The 14,387-nt window shown below is 67.9% G+C and carries 15 protein-coding genes; 4 read left to right on the top strand and 11 right to left on the bottom strand.

The features are described 5' to 3' along the window. The first annotated feature begins 515 nt into the window (after positions 1–515). Positions 516–1,883 (top strand): DUF349 domain-containing protein, encoded by a 1,368-nt coding sequence (locus AC5Y4D_RS18500; protein WP_500037915.1) that lies wholly within the window; start codon positions 516–518, stop codon positions 1,881–1,883. Here the strand turns inward: AC5Y4D_RS18500 and AC5Y4D_RS18495 are convergent. From AC5Y4D_RS18495 to recA, 4 genes are read right to left on the bottom strand one after another with little or no spacing between them, the layout of a single operon-like run. Then, on the bottom strand, positions 1,880–2,476 hold the full coding sequence (locus AC5Y4D_RS18495; RefSeq protein ID WP_500037848.1) for an Rv2732c family membrane protein: 597 nt from the start codon (positions 2,474–2,476) through the stop codon (positions 1,880–1,882). The genes AC5Y4D_RS18500 and AC5Y4D_RS18495 overlap by 4 nt on opposite strands. An 11-nt stretch (positions 2,477–2,487) precedes the next feature. Further along, a complete protein-coding gene (gene miaB, locus AC5Y4D_RS18490) occupies positions 2,488–4,011 on the bottom strand; it encodes a tRNA (N6-isopentenyl adenosine(37)-C2)-methylthiotransferase MiaB (protein ID WP_500037847.1) in 1,524 nt (507 codons plus the stop codon). A gap of 38 nt (positions 4,012–4,049) precedes the next feature. Next, positions 4,050–4,568 (bottom strand): recombination regulator RecX, encoded by a 519-nt coding sequence (gene recX, locus AC5Y4D_RS18485; protein ID WP_500037846.1) that lies wholly within the window; start codon positions 4,566–4,568, stop codon positions 4,050–4,052. Continuing rightward, positions 4,534–5,574, bottom strand: coding sequence for a recombinase RecA (gene recA, locus AC5Y4D_RS18480; protein ID WP_499942331.1), 1,041 nt, complete (start codon positions 5,572–5,574; stop codon positions 4,534–4,536). The genes recX and recA overlap by 35 nt, the downstream gene beginning before the upstream one ends. Positions 5,575–5,735: 161 nt before the next feature. On the opposite strand from recA, the gene AC5Y4D_RS18475 reads away from it, so the two are divergent. Further along, complete coding sequence (locus AC5Y4D_RS18475) at positions 5,736–6,371, top strand: (2Fe-2S)-binding protein (protein ID WP_500037845.1); 636 nt, start codon at positions 5,736–5,738, stop codon at positions 6,369–6,371. Positions 6,372–6,449: 78 nt separating this feature from the next. Here the strand turns inward: AC5Y4D_RS18475 and AC5Y4D_RS18470 are convergent, their stop codons facing one another. Continuing rightward, positions 6,450–6,644: a DUF3046 domain-containing protein gene (locus tag AC5Y4D_RS18470; RefSeq protein WP_499942328.1), complete on the bottom strand. Its 195-nt coding sequence runs from the start codon at positions 6,642–6,644 to the stop codon at positions 6,450–6,452. Between the two features lie 21 nt (positions 6,645–6,665). Continuing rightward, entirely contained in the window at positions 6,666–7,832 is a 1,167-nt protein-coding gene (locus AC5Y4D_RS18465; protein ID WP_500037844.1) for a glycosyltransferase, read from the bottom strand. A gap of 43 nt (positions 7,833–7,875) precedes the next feature. Here AC5Y4D_RS18465 and AC5Y4D_RS18460 point away from each other — a divergent pair, with 43 nt between their 5' ends. Further along, on the top strand, positions 7,876–8,310 hold the full coding sequence (locus AC5Y4D_RS18460) for a limonene-1,2-epoxide hydrolase family protein (RefSeq protein WP_499942324.1): 435 nt from the start codon (positions 7,876–7,878) through the stop codon (positions 8,308–8,310). On the opposite strand, the gene pspM is transcribed toward AC5Y4D_RS18460, so the two are convergent. From pspM to pgsA, 4 genes are all read right to left on the bottom strand, one after another. Beyond that, complete coding sequence (gene pspM, locus AC5Y4D_RS18455; protein WP_500037843.1) at positions 8,311–9,138, bottom strand: phage shock envelope stress response protein PspM; 828 nt, start codon at positions 9,136–9,138, stop codon at positions 8,311–8,313. Between the two features lie 20 nt (positions 9,139–9,158). Then, the gene (pspA, locus tag AC5Y4D_RS18450) at positions 9,159–9,980 is read right to left on the bottom strand and encodes a phage shock protein PspA (RefSeq protein WP_500037842.1); all 822 of its coding nucleotides are present in this window, start codon (positions 9,978–9,980) and stop codon (positions 9,159–9,161) included. 126 nt (positions 9,981–10,106) lie between these two features. Beyond that, on the bottom strand, positions 10,107–10,427 hold the full coding sequence (gene clgR, locus AC5Y4D_RS18445) for a transcriptional regulator ClgR (protein WP_500037841.1): 321 nt from the start codon (positions 10,425–10,427) through the stop codon (positions 10,107–10,109). 103 nt (positions 10,428–10,530) lie between these two features. Next, complete coding sequence (gene pgsA, locus AC5Y4D_RS18440; RefSeq protein WP_500037840.1) at positions 10,531–11,127, bottom strand: CDP-diacylglycerol--glycerol-3-phosphate 3-phosphatidyltransferase; 597 nt, start codon at positions 11,125–11,127, stop codon at positions 10,531–10,533. A gap of 58 nt (positions 11,128–11,185) precedes the next feature. Here pgsA and AC5Y4D_RS18435 point away from each other — a divergent pair, with 58 nt between their 5' ends. Next, positions 11,186–11,698, top strand: coding sequence for an amino-acid N-acetyltransferase (locus tag AC5Y4D_RS18435; RefSeq protein WP_500037839.1), 513 nt, complete (start codon positions 11,186–11,188; stop codon positions 11,696–11,698). 47 nt (positions 11,699–11,745) lie between these two features. Here AC5Y4D_RS18435 and AC5Y4D_RS18430 read toward each other — a convergent pair whose 3' ends face one another. Then, a complete protein-coding gene (locus tag AC5Y4D_RS18430) occupies positions 11,746–14,265 on the bottom strand; it encodes an FtsK/SpoIIIE family DNA translocase (protein WP_500037838.1) in 2,520 nt (839 codons plus the stop codon). Positions 14,266–14,387: the final 122 nt, after the last annotated feature.

Raw genomic sequence — 14,387 nt, 5'->3', positions numbered from 1 at the left:
CCCCAAACTTCGCTACCAGCGTTCCCCACGGTGCCAGGTGTGTACACCTGGTTTTCACTGGCAGTTAACCGACTACTTTATGGCTCGGCCCCGGCTGTGAACAGTGACTCAGCCGGTCGCCTACCGTTTTCCGACGCCTCCGATACTCGACTTTGTCGACCCACAGCTTTGCTCATCGAACTGAGCGCCACCCAGGTCTAGCTATGTGGCAGCTGTGAACACCACGATGGAGTCGCGCCCATCGCTACGGTACCCGCACGCCTGAGACGGCTATCCGGTGCAACTGAACGGGAACCGATTCGTTACCCCCGCCATCGGCTTCACCGACTGGTCGCCGTGGTGCAGACAGCATCGGTGACCCAAGGTGGCCGCGCAGCGCACGCCGAACTGCTTCAATACTTGTGGGAAACCGGTTGGCGACCGAGACGGAACTGCCAACCGTCGAGGTGCCGCTTCGCGCGGCAGCTGCGCGGGAAGTCGACCGCGCGATCGGAGAAGGATAGGTGACGAGCGTTATGACGGGTGACCAGCCCCGTGGCAACGACTCCGCAGAGTCGATCAGTGAATCCGCCGCCAGGCCGGTGCCAGGACCCCGTCCGAGGCCACGTCCCGGGCCGGCACCCGGATCTGGTTCCCGCGCCGCGGCCGCACATCACCTGGCGAAGGCCCCGCACAGCGATCCGCACCGGTTCGGCCGGGTCGACGACGACGGCACCGTGTGGTTGATCAGCCGATCCGGCGAGCGTGTCGTCGGCTCGTGGCAGGCCGGAGACCGGGAAGCCGCGTTCGCGCACTTCGGCAGGCGTTTCGACGATCTGTCCACCGAGGTCACCCTGATGGAGGAGCGGCTGGTATCCGGGACCGGAGATCCCCGCAAGATCAACGCCAACGCCGCGGCACTGGCCGAGACGCTCTCGACGGCGGCGGTGCTCGGCGACGTGGACGCGCTGGCCGGCCGGTTGTCCGACATTCGCGCCCGCATCGACGTCTACGTCACCGCGCACCGATCCCGTCGCGAAGAGCATCGGGCCGCGCAGACCGCCCGCAAGGAGGCGCTCGCCGTCGAGGCCGAAGATCTGGCCGCCAACTCCACCCAGTGGAAGGTTGCCGGCGACCGTCTGCGCGCCATCCTCGAGGAGTGGAAGACGATCAGCGGACTGGACCGTAAGGTCGACGACGCGCTGTGGAAGCGTTACTCGAGTGCCCGTGAGACCTTCAACCGGCGGCGCGGATCCCACTTCGCCGAACTGGATCGGGAGCGCTCGGGTGTGCGCCAGGCCAAGGAGCGGCTGTGCCAGCGCGCCGAATCGTTGTCGGACTCCACGGACTGGGCCGCCACCAGCGCGGAGTTCCGCAAACTCCTGACGGAATGGAAAGCAGCGGGGCGCGCCAGCAAGGACGTCGACGACGCGCTGTGGCGCCGGTTCAAGGCGGCACAGGATTCCTTCTTCACCGCACGCAATGCCGTCACCGCGGAGAAGGACGCCGAGTTGCGCGCCAACGCCGTCGCCAAGGAGGCGCTGCTGGCCGAGGCCGAGAAGATCGATCCCAGCAACCAGGACGCCGCCCGGGCCGCGTTGCGCACGATCGGTGACAAGTGGGACGCGATCGGCAAGGTGCCGCGGGAACGGTCCGCGGATCTCGAGCGACGGCTGCGCGCGGTGGAGAAGAAGGTGCGCGATGCCGGGGAGGCGGACCGCACCGACCCGCAGGCGCAGGCCCGCGCCGAGCAGTTCCGCTCGCGCGCCGAGCAGTACGAGCAGCAGGCTGCGAAGGCTGTGGCCGCCGGCAAGACCAAGGAAGCCGAAACGGCGAAGGCGAATGCCGAGCAGTGGCGGCAGTGGGCGGATGCCGCTGCCAAAGCGCTGACCCGCAGGTCCTAGCCGCCGTCCGGGTCGGGTTTGTCGGTCTGGTCCAGGTTGTCCAACAGCGTTTTGGACTGGTGTTGCGCGACCACTCGGCGACGCTGTTCCTCGGCGGCCAGTTGCACGATGGTGCGCTGCCAGACCACTCGCGCCCAGTGGAACGCCAGCAGGATTACCGAGATCCAGCAGACGAACAGCCCGATACCCGGGCCAGGATGGCCTGCCGGGACGGTCTGTCGTGACCAGACGGCCAGCAGTCCGGTTGCGCTGGCCAACGCCGAACCCGCCAGCGCCACCCAGGCCACCGCCCAGCGCCGGGTCAGCAACGCCAGCATCGAGAACCCGACCGCGAACACCAGCGTCAACCAGACGAAGACCCGCAACGGCAGCGCCGACACGGTGCCGACGGCGCCGTGGGTGTTGAACAGCAGGTCCCAGCCCCGCACGCTGCCGGTGTGCGGCAGTACGAACGATCCCAGCAAAACGAAAACCAGGATCGCCACGACCAGCGCCCGCGCCCCGGGATCGATCTCCCGTGCGACGCGGCGCTCTGCCGCCTCGATTTCAGACCGGTAGGCGTCGAAATCCGCCGCGTTCGGTTGCTCGCTCATCTCGTTCCAGCCTATCCGCGGCAGCCGAGGGTCTGGACCGCGGCGCTGGGCTGCCCGACGCCGGGCATCCCGAGACCGACACCGCCCGGGCGCCGGCCGGTTGCGTGAGCATCGCCGGCACGGGTGCGACGGTGGGTCAGGATGCCGGCATCGGCGATCAAATGGTGCGGAGCGGCATCGGTGACCTGCACGGTGACGACGTCGCCGGGCCGCACCGACTCGCCATCGGTTTTGAAGTGGACCAGCCGGCCGTCGCGTGCCCGCCCGCTCATTCGTGCGGTGCTGGCATCCTTGCGCCCTTCGCCGGTCGCGATGAGCAGCTCGACGGTCCGGCCGACCAGGGCGCGATTGTGTTCGAGCGAGATCCGCTCCTGCAGCTCGACCAACCGTTCATAACGTTCCTGCACAACGGCTTTCGGAAGCTGGTCGGGCAGCTCCGCGGCCGGGGTACCGGGGCGCTGGGAGTACTGGAAGGTGAACGCGGCGGCGAAGCGAGCCTGGGCCACGACGTCGAGGGTGGCTGCGAAGTCCTCTTCGGTTTCGCCGGGGAAACCGACGATCAGGTCGGTGGTGATGGCGGCGTGCGGCATGGCCGCCCGCACGCGTTCGATGATGCCCAGGTAGCGCTCGGCGCGATAGGAGCGGCGCATGGCGCGCAGGATCCGATCAGATCCGGACTGCAACGGCATGTGCAGCGCCGGGCAGACGTTGGGGGTCTGGGCCATCGCTTCGATGACGTCGTCGGTGAACTCGGCGGGGTGCGGCGAGGTGAACCGGACCCGCTCCAGGCCGTCGATGTCGCCGCAGGCCCGCAGCAGCTCGGCGAAAGCGCCCCGGTTGCGCGGTATCGCCGGGTCGGCGAAGGAGACGCCGTAGGCGTTCACGTTCTGGCCCAGCAGGGTGACTTCGAGCACGCCGTCGTCGACCAGCGTCTGGACTTCGGCCAGGATGTCGGACGGGCTGCGGTCGACCTCCTTGCCCCGCAGCGACGGGACGATGCAGAAGGTGCAGCTGTTGTTGCAGCCGACGGAAATGGAAACCCAAGCGGCGTAAGAGGATTCGCGGGCACTCGGCAGCGACGACGGAAACTCCTGCAGCGCCTCGGCGATCTCCACCTGGGCGGCGTTGTTGTGGCGCGCGCGTTCGAGCAGCGTCGGCAGCGACCCGATGTTGTGGGTGCCGAAGACGACGTCGACCCACGGCGCCCGGCGCAGCACGGTGTCGCGGTCTTTCTGGGCCAGACAGCCCCCGACCGCGATCTGCATGTCGGGATTGCTGCGCTTGCGTGGCGCCAGGTGGCTGAGGTTGCCGTAGAGCTTGTTGTCGGCGTTCTCCCGGACGGCGCAGGTGTTGAAGACGACGATGTCGGCTTCGGTTCCGTCCTGCGCGCGTCGATAGCCGGCCGCTTCGAGCAGGCCCGCGAGCCGTTCGGAGTCGTGGACGTTCATCTGACAGCCGTAAATGCGGACCTGGTAGGTGCGCGCCGAGTCCGACGCAGCATCGTCTGCCACGTGCCGGGCCACCGTCGAAGTCACGGGGCCATGGTACTGGCGCCCGTCCGCCACGGGCCGCGCTAGACCCGTCGGCGCTCCCGTTCGGCAGCCAGCTCGCCGAACACCACCTCGCACGCGACCGCCTGGCTGTACCCGCGGCGGGCCAGCATCCCGACCAGTCGGCGGGTGACCCTGGTGTCGTCGTCGCCCAGCACCTCCCGGCGCAACCGGGCCCGCACCAACTGCTCGGCGCGGTCCCGCTCGGCGCCGGCGTCGATCCCGGCCAGCACCGTGCTGATCACGTCGTTGTCCACGCCCTTGGTGTGCAACTCGGCGGCCAGCGCGCGCTTGCTCTTGCCCGCGTTGGCCCGTCGGGATCGCACCCACTGTTCGGCGAAGTCAGCGTCGTCCACCAGTCCGACGCCGGCCAGCCGGTCCAGCACCCGGGTGCTGACGTCGTCGGGAAAGCCCTTCCTGGCCAATTGCCCGGCCAACTCGGCCCTGGTCCGGGAACGTGCGGTGAGCAGGCGCAGGCACAATGCCCGCGCCTGCTCCTCGCGCCGCTCAGAAGTCGACGGGGGCGGGCAGGACGCTGTCATCGGTCACCACTGCGCCAATGCCGAGCTTTTCCTTGATCTTCTTCTCGATCTCGTTGGCGATGTCGGCGTTCTCCAGCAGGAAGTTGCGGGCATTTTCCTTGCCCTGACCGAGTTGTTCGCCCTCGTAGGTGAACCAGGAACCGGACTTGCGAATGAAGCCCTGGTCCACCCCCATGTCGATCAGCGAGCCTTCCCGGCTGATGCCCCGGCCGTAGAGGATGTCGAATTCGGCCTGCTTGAACGGCGGCGACACCTTGTTCTTGACGATCTTGACCCGGGTGCGGTTGCCGACCGCGTTGGTGCCGTCCTTGAGCGTCTCGATCCGCCGCACGTCCATGCGCACCGACGCGTAGAACTTCAGCGCCTTGCCACCTGTGGTGGTCTCTGGACTCCCGAACATCACGCCGATCTTTTCCCGCAGCTGGTTGATGAAGATCGCGGTGGTGCCCGAATTGTTCAGTGCGCCAGTCATTTTCCGCAACGCCTGACTCATCAGCCGGGCCTGCAGACCGACATGGCTGTCACCCATCTCGCCTTCGAGTTCCGCGCGTGGCACCAGTGCGGCCACCGAGTCGATGACCACGATGTCCAGCGCGCCCGAGCGGATCAGCATGTCGGCGATCTCGAGGGCCTGCTCGCCGGTGTCCGGCTGGCTGACCAGCAGCGAATCGGTGTCGACGCCGAGTTTCTTGGCGTACTCCGGATCCAGCGCGTGCTCGGCGTCGATGAACGCCGCGACGCCGCCGGCGGCCTGGGCATTGGCCACCGCATGCAGCGCCACGGTGGTCTTACCCGAGGACTCCGGGCCGTAGATCTCGATGACCCGGCCCCGGGGCAGGCCGCCGATACCCAAGGCGACGTCCAGTGCGATGGACCCCGTCGGGATCACTGAGATCGGCTGACGCACCTCGTCGCCGAGGCGCATCACCGAGCCTTTGCCGTAACTCTTCTCGATCTGGGCCATCGCCAGTTCGAGAGCCTTCTCGCGGTCAGGGGCTTGTGCCATGGTGCCTCTCCTGTAGTCGTGTGTTCGGTGACCGGTATCGGTCGGTTGGCCGTGACACTAGAGAAGGCCACCGACAAGTCGAGATCACCGAATGCCACCACAGTAGACGAACATGTGTTCGACCGGGGTTCGACACGCCGCGTGTGGCACCATCTCCCCACATGGACATCTCCGCGGAGCTGGCCGAGATTTCCTCTTACGGTGGGTTTTTCGCCCTGACCGTCGGCGGCGACCCGGTCGGGTGGCACCCGGTCACCCAGTCCTACGCCGACGGATTCGGCGACCTCGTCGGCCGGTACCGCACCTCCGAGCGCCGCATCGGCGCGTCCTTGGTGCACCTGGGCCACGCCGCCCGACTGTGGTCACCCGTGCTGGCCTGCGTGCTCGCCCACGGCGTCCTGCCCCACCTGACCGATTTGCAGCGGGCCGACGACAGCGCGCAACTGCGGCTGCCCATCCCCGTCGGCGATCCCGTCGACCCCTCCCCCGAACTGGTCTACCGCGTCGTGGTGACCGACCACATGGCGCGGTTCGCAGCCGGACTGAGCGTCGACCTGGCTCCGGGACTGCTCTCCGGCAACATTGCGTCCGCGCTGGCGGGAACCGCAAGGATGCTGCTCGGTGCACGGCCCGACCTGCGTGAGCAGATCACGCAGCTGACGATCGCCTTATTAGGCACCGGTGATCTGGCCGGGACCGGGGTGCTCACCAGCCGCGATCTCGGCTTCCGGCGCCACAGCTGTTGCCTGTATTACCGGCTGCCCGGCGCGGGTAAATGCGGGGACTGCGGCATCTAACCGATTGACTCTGCGCTCAGGGCGTTGTCTTCTCGCATTTCCCCGCCCTGAGCGCAGAGTCAACAGGGGGCCAAACAATCACCACTGGTCACGAGGCACGTCGAAGTCGGCGCACAACGCCCGCCACACGTCGCGCGGCTCGACACCGTCCTCGATGGCCTGCGCCGCGGTCCGGCCGTCGAAGCCGCTCAGAACGTGATCGACCAGCACCGACGACCCGTAGGCTGCGCCGAACCGCAGCACCACCCGTTCGTTGAACTCCGTCAACCGCACGCCAGCAAGATACCCAGCCGGTTATTCGGCTAAAGCAAGCGCGTCGCGGCACACCCGCACCGGATCGGCCACCCGGGACGCGCTGTCGGCGGCCCGCTGAGCGGCGGCGCGGTAGCTGGGCGACGACAGCACCTCACCCACCGCGGCCACCAGCGCGTCGGCGGACAGCGGCCGGATCAGCTGCCCGCTGCCCTGGCGCACCACGCGGTTGGCCATCTCCCACTGATCTCCGCCGCCGGGCACCACCACCAGCGGCACCCCCGCCAGCAACGCCTTGGCCACGAGTCCATGTCCGCCTCCGCCGATCACCAGGTCGGCGTGCTTCAACAGCTCGTCCTGCCGGCCCAGCCCCACCGCCGCCCACGGTGGCACCGTCAGCTCCTCGCCGCCCAGTCGCGAGACCACCAGTCGGGCACCGGTCGGCAGCGTCTCCCCCGGCGTCAGGCATTTCAGCGCGAGTCCGGCCAGACCCACCGTGCCGGTCGCCGCGGTCGACGGCGCGATCATCACCACCGGGCCCGAACCCGATGGAATGTCCAGCACCTGATCGGTCGGCTCGAAATGCAGCGGGCCCACCACCACCGCCTCGGCCGGCCAGTCCGGGCGCAGCACTTCCAGCGCCGGCAGCGTGGCGATCAACCGCCGTACCGGCCCCGGATCGTGCGCCGGCAGCCCGATGTCGACCCGGACGGCGGACCGCTGCTGCAGACCCTTGCGCACCGAGCGGGCCGTCAGCGCCCGCATCACGGTGTCACGCAGTCGGCCGCGCAGTCCGACCCCGGGAGCCAGCCCACTGCCGATCGGCGGCAATCCCCTGGACGGCAGATACAGCGGATGTGGGCAGAGCTCGACCCACGGGATGCCGAGGAGCTCCGCGGCCAGACCGCCACCCGAGGTGATGACGTCGGAAACCACCAGATCCGGAGCGAGGCCACCCAGCGTCGGCGCGATCAGCACCGCCATCCGGGCTGCCCGCCGATGAATCCTGGCCCCGGCGTCGACGTCCTCGTCGACCGCTTTGAGTCCGTCCAGCTCGATGGCGTCGACGCCGGCGTCGCGGGCGGCTTCCAGCCATTCGACCCCGGTCAGCAGCGTCGGTGTGTCGCCGGCAGCCAGGAAGCGTTGGCACAGCGCGATCGCGGGGAACGAGTGCCCGGGATCCGGCCCGGCGACCACGGCGACGCGCATCGGCCCTACCCTGCCACAGCCGCCCTCACCTACGCTGGCAAGCATGACCGAGCTGACTCAGACAACGACCGACGACAACATCCGCACGGTCGAGGGATTCCTGTACGCACTGCAGGACGAGGACTTCGACACCGCGGAGGCCGCATTGGCCGACGACCTCGTCTACGAGAACGTCGGCTTCTCCCGGATGCGCGGCGGGCGCAAGGTGGGCAAGCTGTTCCGCAAGATGGAAGGCCGCATCGGCTTCGAGGTGAAGTTCCACCGCGTGGCCGCCGACGGCAACGCGGTGCTGACCGAGCGCACCGACGCGCTGATTCTCGGACCGCTGCGACTGCAGTTCTGGGTCTGCGGGATCTTCGAGCTCCGCGACGGCCGAATCACCCTGTGGCGGGACTACTTCGATGCCTTCGACTTCCTGAAGGCGATCGCGCGTGGCGTGGCCGGCATTGCCATCCCGTCGCTGCGGCCCACGCTCTAGCTACTGAGCTTTTCTCAAGCCGCCGAGCTCGTCGAACGCCTGCGCCCAACCCGACAGACGGTCGGTGGCGCCCACGAGTTCGTCGCGGTAGCGCTGCTGGGTCAGCATGACCACGCCGCCGCCGGCACCGTCGCCGTTCGCCGACGAGACCAGATGCGCCGCGGCGGTGACCATCTCGTTGTACTGACGGACACCCGCGCCGAGCTGCGCGGTGTAGGCGTTGATGGTCGGCACCAGATAGTCGCGCGACGATTTCGAGGACTGCGCGGCACGTTCCATCGACACCACCTGGGCCGCGGTGGCTGCCATCGCCGCTGAGGTTCGCTTGGCGGCGTCGGTGAGGTCGGTGATCTCGTCAGCCGGAAGCATCGCACCCCGCTCGATCACGCCGAGCAGCGAATAGAAGCCGCGCTCTGAGGCGCCCAGTGCGTACATCGCCGGTCGTGCGGCCGAACCCGATGGTGGCAGCCGACGGGCGCCGGCCGGACGCTGCGCCGGCAGCGGCTCGGACTTCAGCCAGTAGTAGCGGAAGAACAACAGCGTCGCCGGGATCACCATCAGGACGGCCACCGCGCCGGTGATCTGCAGCAGCAACGCGAACCAGCCCCACGCCGCCAGCACGGCTGTCACCAACGCCCAGAATGCCACCCCGGCGGTGAAGATCCACGCCCAGCGCAGCGCGCGCCGACGGCGGCGCAGCAGACGGGCGCGGGGATCGGATGCTGCGTTGATTTTTCGCGCAACCAGGTCGGACACGTCGGCCAAGGTGTCGAATCCGCGCTGCAGCAGCCGCCGCCACAGCCCGTGCCGATCCGACCTCGCCATCATCACTGCCCCTTACTGACCGCTTACTGACCGAAAGGCTTCTCGGGGATCGCCCCGCCGGTCTCGGTGGCCGGCTTGGACGTGTTGATCCCGGGTGAAGCCGCGCCCCCGGCCGGCAGAGCCTCGCCGCGCATCGACGCGCGGATCTGCTCCAGCCGGGAATGCCCGGCCATCTGAACACCGGCCTGTTCGACCTCGAGCATGCGGCCCTGCACCGAGCTCTGCGCGAGTTCGGCCGAACCGATCGCGTTGGCGTAGCGGCGCTCGATCTTGTCGCGCACCTCGTCGAGACTGGGAACGTTGCCGGGTGCGGCGAGCTCGCTCATCGACCGCAGCGAGGCGCTGACCTGCTCCTGCATCTTGGCCTGCTCGAGTTGACTGAGCAGCTTGGTGCGCTCGGCGATCTTCTGCTGCAGCACCATTGCGTTGCGTTCGACGGCCTTCTTGGCTTGCCCCGCCGCCTGCAGCGCCTGGTCGTGCAGGGTCTTGAGGTCCTCGACGCTCTGCTCGGCGGTGACCAGCTGGGCCGCGAACGCCTCGGCGGCGTTGTTGTACTCGGTCGCCTTGGCGGCGTCACCGTTGGCGACGGCCTGGTCGGCCAAGGTCAGCGCTTGGCGCACATTGACCTGCAGCTTCTCGATGTCGGCCAGTTGCCGGTTGAGGCGCATCTCCAGCTGGCGCTGGTTGCCGATCACCTGCGCAGCCTGCTGGGTCAAAGCCTGATGGGTCCGTTGGGCTTCCTCGATGGCCTGCTGGATCTGGATCTTGGGGTCCGCGTGCTCGTCGATCTTGGAGTTGAACAGCGCCGTCAGGTACTTCCACGCTTTGACGAACGGATTGGCCATCAGTGAGCTCCGCCTTCGCTTCTTGTGTGCCGGTTGGGCCGCAACGCTACCCCTGCAGCCCAATTTAGTGGGTCAGCGCGCATCGCCCTACCCATGGTGCGTATCTGGGGCCGGGCGGGTCAGCGATCAGGCAACGGCGAGCGTGGCGACCGGCGGAATGACCACCTTCGTGCTGGCGTCGATGCTGGGAACCGCGCTGCGGGCGGCGCGCTCCTCGCCGGCCATCCGCTGCCCCGCATCGATGAGTACCTGCGACAGCGGGACGTGCAGCGCGTCGCAGATCGCGGTGAGCAACTCGCTGGACGGCTCCTTGCGACCCCGCTCGACCTCGGACAAGTATCCGAGACTCACCCGCGCCGAATCGGACACCTCGCGCAACGTCCGGCCCTGCGTCGTCCGGGTCCCCCGCAGCACGTCGCCAATGACCTCCCGCACCAATGACGTCATCGGGCTCTCCTTCGCTTCTCTCCCACGGATCCCATCCAGAAAGCATGGAACTTTAGGTCAACGCCGGCGCTGGGCGCGTTGGTTCCCGGAATGGCGTCCGGATTCAGGCAGCGGGTCTCGTGTGGCGCATTTCGCGCACTGTCGACGCGACGTAGTCGATGCCGGTGACCACCGTCAGCACGACCGCCAGACCCATCACCACCTGCGCGGCGGTGTGCAGCACCCCCGACAGGGGCAACACGAACAACCCGATCGCCACCGCCTGCACCAGGGTCTTGACCTTGCCGCCCCAGCTCGCGGGAATGACGCCGCGGCGAATCACGGCCAGTCGCAATACGGTGATGGCGATTTCGCGGGTCATGATCAGCACGGTGACCCACCAGGGCAGATCGCCGAGCATCGACAGGCCGATCAGTGCCGCACCGATCAGGGTCTTGTCCGCGATCGGGTCGATGAACGCGCCGAACTCGGTCGCCATGCCGTAGTTGCGGGCCAATTGCCCGTCGAATCGGTCGGTAATGCAGGCCAGCGCGAATATCGTCCATGCGGCGATCCGGGCATAAGTATGGTGGCCGTCGCCGTAGAACAACGCGTACAAGAAAATCGGAACCAGCACCAGGCGCAGCAGCGTCAGAGTATTCGCCAGATTGGCGATACGGGCAGGCCCTGCCACCTCACCCGTTTCAGGCTGCCCCGACACGGCAACAGAATAACGGCTGGCCAGCTCAAGCGGTGGTCGACGTCGATAGTGTCGTTCCGTGACCGAAAGTCGACCGGTGGTACGGCGCGCGCGGACGTCCGACGTCCCCGCGATCAAGCAACTCGTCGACACCTATTCCGGAAGAATCCTGCTGGAGAAGAATCTCGTCACGCTCTATGAAGCTGTCCAGGAATTCTGGGTGGCCGAACACCCCGGGGAGAAGGGGAAAGTCGTCGGGTGCGGGGCGCTGCACGTGCTGTGGTCGGATCTCGGCGAGATTCGCACGGTCGCCGTCGACCCCGCCATGACGGGTCACGGCATCGGTCATGCGATCGTCGAGCGGCTCCTCGAGGTGGCCCGTGAGTTGCAGTTGCAACGGTTGTTCGTGTTGACGTTCGAGACCGAGTTCTTCGGCAGGCACGGGTTCACCGAGATCGAAGGCACACCGGTCACGGCCGAGGTGTTCGAGGAGATGTGCCGCTCCTACGACATCGGCGTCGCGGAGTTCCTCGACCTGAGCTACGTGAAGCCCAACACGTTGGGCAACTCCCGCATGCTGCTGGTTTTGTAGCGCGAGCAGACGCGAAGGCCCCTAATTGAGGCGCGAAACGGGGGCTTTTACGTCTGCTCGGCCTCAGAAGTGCCGCCGCGGATCAGCGCTAGTGTCCCGGCCAGTTCGTCGGGTTTGACCAGCACCTCGCGGGCCTTGGACCCTTCGCTGGGGCCGACGATGCCGCGGGTCTCCATCAGATCCATCAGCCGGCCCGCTTTGGCGAACCCGACCCGCAGCTTGCGCTGCAGCATCGACGTCGAACCGAACTGGCTGGACACCACCAGTTCCACGGCCTGCAGGAACACATCCATGTCGTCGCCGATGTCCGGGTCGACGTCGGTCCGCTCGCCGGTGGGTTTCGCGGCCGTGACGCCCTCGGTGTATTCCGGTTCGGCCTGATCCTTGCAGGCGGCGACGACGGCCTGGATCTCTTCGTCGCTGATGTAGGCGCCCTGCAGCCGGACCGGCTTGCTCGCGCCCATCGGCAGGAACAGGCCGTCGCCCATGCCGATCAGCTTCTCGGCGCCGGCCTGGTCCAGGATCACCCGGCTGTCGGTCAGCGACGACGTCGCAAACGCCAGCCGCGACGGCACGTTGGTCTTGATCAGCCCGGTGACCACGTCGACCGACGGGCGCTGCGTGGCCAGCACCAGATGGATGCCGGCCGCCCGCGCTTTCTGGGTGATCCGCACGATCGCGTCCTCGACGTCGCGCGGGGCGGTCATCATCAGGTCGGCCAACTCGTCGACGATCGCCAGCACATAGGGGTAGGGCCGGTACTCACGCTGGCTGCCCAACGGCGCCGTGATCGCGCCGGAGCGCACCTTGGCGTTGAAGTCGTCGATGTGGCGCACCCGGGAGGCCTGCATGTCCTGGTAACGCTGCTCCATCTCCTCGACCAGCCACGCCAACGCGGCCGCCGCCTTCTTGGGCTGGGTGATGATCGGGGTGATCAGGTGCGGAATGCCTTCGTACGGCGTCAGTTCCACCATCTTCGGGTCGATCAGGATCATCCTGACCTCCTCGGGGGTGGCCCGGGTCAGCAACGACACCAGCATGGAGTTGACGAAGCTGGACTTGCCCGAGCCGGTGGACCCGGCGACCAGCAGATGCGGCATCTTGGCCAGGTTCGCCGAGATGAAGTCACCCTCGATGTCTTTGCCCAGGCCGATGACCAGCGGGTGGTGGTCCCGACGGGTCGACGGCGCGGTCAGCACGTCGGCCAGCCGCACCATCTCGCGGTCGGTGTTGGGCACCTCGATGCCGACGGCGGATTTGCCCGGGATCGGCGCCAGCATGCGCACGCTCTCAGTGGCCACCGCGTAGGCGATGTTCTTCTGCAGGGCGGTGATCTTCTCGACCTTGACCCCGGGTCCCAGCTCGACCTCGTAGCGGGTGACGGTCGGGCCGCGGGTGCAGCCGGTGACGGCCGCGTCGACCTTGAACTGGGTCAGCACGTCCCCGATGGCGCCCGCCATGTGGTTGTTGGCGGCGCTGCGCTTCTTCGGCGGATCACCGACGACCAGCAGATCCAGCGGCGGCAGCACGTAGGGGCCCTCCACGACGCGGTCCAGGACTTCAGTGTCCTTGCGCGACTTGCGGTTTCGGGCAACTGCGGGTTCCGGCGTCGTCGGTGTGTCGTCCTCGGCCGGAGCCTCCTGCACCGACGGCCACGCCACCGGCGCGTCGTCTACCGGCTGGTCGTAGTAGCCGTCGGAAAAGTCCTCGCGCGGTGCGACTTCCACGGTGTCGGCGTCGTCACCGGCGAAGTCCTCCGCGAAGTCCTGGTCGTAGTCGTCCTCGTACTCGTCCTGGAACAGGCGGGTACCGAACATGCGCCGCAAGGCATCAGGCACTTCGCGGACGGTGATGCCGGCCAGCAACAACAACCCGAACAGCGCGCCGATGAACAACATCGGCGCGGCGATCCACGGCGTGAGTCCATCCGAGAGGGGCCCGCCGATGGCGAACCCAACGAATCCGGCTGCCCGCCGGCGCAATTCGGGCTCCTCGGGCGATCCCGCCCACAGGTGCCGCAGGCCCAGGAACGACAGCGCGATCAGGGTGGAGCCCAGGATCAACCGGGGTCGGGCGTCGGGATCAGGCTCGGTGCGCATCAGCACGACCGCCGTCGCCGCCGCGACCAGCGGCAGCAGCAGGACTGCCGAGCCGACGCACATCCGCAGCCCCGCGTCCAACCACGCGCCCACCGGACGGGCGGCGCCGAACCACGAACCCGCGGCGACGATGACGGCAAAGCCGAGCAGGGCCAGCGCGATTCCGTCGCGACGGTGACCCGGTTCGATGTGCCGGGCCTGGCCGATCGAGCGTGCCGCGCCTCCGGTGGCTTTGGCGGCCATCATCCAGGTCGCGCGGGCGGCGCGACCGCCTTTGATCCCGGCCGAGACCAGTAGCGACTGGTTGCGCCGCTTGGCAGGCCTGGAGACCCGCTTGACGGGCTTGCCGGGGCGCTTCTTGGAGGCCCGCGTCGGCGCACCCGAACGCGCACTTCGGGCTCCGGCCCCCGAAGCGCCCTTGGGCCGGCTCGTTCGGGCACCGGAACTGGCGGCGGTCTTACTGGCCATGACCGCAAGCCTAGTCCCAGTGACCTCATCTGCACCAACCGCCACACTGGTAACAGCGCATTGATCGCGATGTGCTCGTTCGGTGACCTGACGGCGTGAGTAGGGTGTCAACCGGCCAGCCC

Source organism: Mycobacterium sp. NGS67 (assembly GCF_059812185.1).
The sequence above is the reverse complement of the archived record's forward strand: the minus strand, read 5'-3'. Positions and strand labels throughout refer to the sequence as shown.

Coding starts and splice junctions, on each gene's coding strand:
- pspM (WP_500037843.1), bottom strand. CDS start 9,138: ATGATGGCGAGGTCGGATCGGCACGGGCTGTGGCGGCGGCTGCTGCAG.
- AC5Y4D_RS18495 (WP_500037848.1), bottom strand. CDS start 2,476: ATGAGCGAGCAACCGAACGCGGCGGATTTCGACGCCTACCGGTCTGAA.
- AC5Y4D_RS18475 (WP_500037845.1), top strand. CDS start 5,736: ATGGACATCTCCGCGGAGCTGGCCGAGATTTCCTCTTACGGTGGGTTT.
- clgR (WP_500037841.1), bottom strand. CDS start 10,427: ATGACGTCATTGGTGCGGGAGGTCATTGGCGACGTGCTGCGGGGGACC.
- pspA (WP_500037842.1), bottom strand. CDS start 9,980: ATGGCCAATCCGTTCGTCAAAGCGTGGAAGTACCTGACGGCGCTGTTC.
- AC5Y4D_RS18460 (WP_499942324.1), top strand. CDS start 7,876: ATGACCGAGCTGACTCAGACAACGACCGACGACAACATCCGCACGGTC.
- AC5Y4D_RS18500 (WP_500037915.1), top strand. CDS start 516: ATGACGGGTGACCAGCCCCGTGGCAACGACTCCGCAGAGTCGATCAGT.
- recX (WP_500037846.1), bottom strand. CDS start 4,568: ATGACAGCGTCCTGCCCGCCCCCGTCGACTTCTGAGCGGCGCGAGGAG.
- AC5Y4D_RS18430 (WP_500037838.1), bottom strand. CDS start 14,265: ATGGCCAGTAAGACCGCCGCCAGTTCCGGTGCCCGAACGAGCCGGCCC.
- AC5Y4D_RS18465 (WP_500037844.1), bottom strand. CDS start 7,832: ATGCGCGTCGCCGTGGTCGCCGGGCCGGATCCCGGGCACTCGTTCCCC.
- recA (WP_499942331.1), bottom strand. CDS start 5,574: ATGGCACAAGCCCCTGACCGCGAGAAGGCTCTCGAACTGGCGATGGCC.